Origin of the sequence: Algibacter sp., assembly GCF_049667265.1 — a bacterium.
GTDB lineage: Bacteria > Bacteroidota > Bacteroidia > Flavobacteriales > Flavobacteriaceae > Algibacter_B.
In genome coordinates, this window is the sequence record NZ_JBATHX010000369.1 from 1 (window position 1) to 1659 (window position 1659).

At 35.2% G+C, this 1659-nt stretch carries 2 protein-coding genes and 2 pseudogenes; all 4 read left to right on the plus strand.

Going from position 1 to position 1659, the window contains the following annotated elements; translation table 11 throughout:
- Window positions 1-135 (plus strand): annotated as a pseudogene (locus WBN21_RS12840) (ABC transporter permease); the annotation flags it as partial.
- Window positions 136-145: 10 nt separating this feature from the next.
- Window positions 146-883 (plus strand): TIGR00730 family Rossman fold protein, encoded by a 738-nt coding sequence (locus WBN21_RS12845; protein WP_424200899.1) that lies wholly within the window; start codon window positions 146-148, stop codon window positions 881-883.
- Between the two features lie 11 nt (window positions 884-894).
- A complete protein-coding gene (locus tag WBN21_RS12850) occupies window positions 895-1299 on the plus strand; it encodes a hypothetical protein (RefSeq protein WP_424200901.1) in 405 nt (134 codons plus the stop codon).
- Window positions 1300-1659: pseudogene (locus tag WBN21_RS12855) on the plus strand (hypothetical protein); the annotation flags it as partial.

Here is a 1659-nt window from a genome sequence, read left to right on the forward strand (position 1 = left end):
TTTGTTGAAGTAATGCGCATGGTAATGCTAAAAGGCTCAAACTTTATGGATATTCTGCCGCAATTATTAAAAACACTACTGTATGCACTTGTAATGAATGGCTTGGCGGTTTGGAGTTATAAAAAAACGACTTAAAATATGAGGTATGAAATCAACAAAAAATATCAAATTATCCAAAGACGAATCCCTTTTTGTCAGAGGTCCATTATCTCGTTATAAGGAATTAGCCTTTGCCTTTAATGTCTTTTTTAATTTCATAAAGGCTTTTAGAAAAATGCACTTTATTGGGCCGTGTGTTACTGTATTTGGTTCTGCACGGTTTTCAGAAGATTCCGAACATTATAAAAATGCCGTAAAAATTGGGGCTGCCTTATCAAATACCGGATTTACGGTGATGACCGGTGGTGGCCCTGGTATTATGGAGGCTGCCAATAAAGGTGCTTTTGAAGCCGGCGGGCATTCTGTTGGTTGCAATATCATCTTACCTTTTGAACAAGAGCCTAATCCGTATTTGCACAAATGGATTAATATTCCATACTTCTTTTTAAGGAAGGTCATTCTTGTAAAATATTCGTACGCCTTTGTTGTTATGCCGGGTGGCATGGGCACTTTGGATGAATTGTTTGAAGCACTAACCCTAATTCAAACCAAAGTTATTAAGGACTTTCCGGTGGTAATTTTTGATTCGGAATATCACAAAGAATTATGTCAACATATTCATTTAATGGCTGAAAATGAAAGCATCAGTCCGGAAGACATGAAACTGTTATTTGTAACCGATTCTGTGGACGATTTAATTACACATATAGAAACGTATTCCATTAAAAAGTTTGGCCTGGTTAAAAAGCAGGTCAAACCTAAATGGTGGTTAGGCGAACAATAAAACAATACGAAATGAAAAATAGAACGATCATTACAACCATAAGTGCTATTGTTTTAGCCTTGTTTGCATTGCTCACTTTATTTTTAAGCAGCGCTGTAATTTTTGATTGGTTTGGTATTAGAGCGAAAGAAGGCAACTATGTCTTGTTTATAGTTTGGGCGAACTTTATTTGCAGTGTATTGTACTTAATTGCTGTTTACGGCTTCTTAAAACGTGTGAAGTGGACAGTTTGGGTGCTTTTAACAGCCTTATTGATTTTAATTGCAGCCTTTGTTGCTTTACAGTTTTACATTGGCAATGGCGGCATTTACGAAGCTAAAACAGTAAAAGCCATGATCTTTAGGATGTTGGTTACTTTAAGTTTTTCACTTATTGCCTTTTTCTATATCAACAAGCAGCTTAAAAATCCAAAATAAATGAAAGCAAAAATTTGGCTTATAGTATTGCTTTTGTTGTCTGAACATCTTGCGTATTCACAAAATAAGATCGGACCACTTCCGCAACTAGATCTTTATAAAATAGCTCTGATTAATCAAAGTGATAGTTATATCACCTTTCCAACGGATATTGGCAATCTGGAACCCTTGCTATTTGAGGCCAATGTAAATCCTTCATTTATTGTTCGGAAACGAAAGGATTCTAAATTAATGGCTGTGTTAACGCCACAGATTATTATTAGGATGTATAATGAAGAATCCTATCCTGTTCGCACTCCAAGTTATATTCCACAGATTACATTTTATTATTTAGCCAATAAAAAAGATGCACAAAATTAC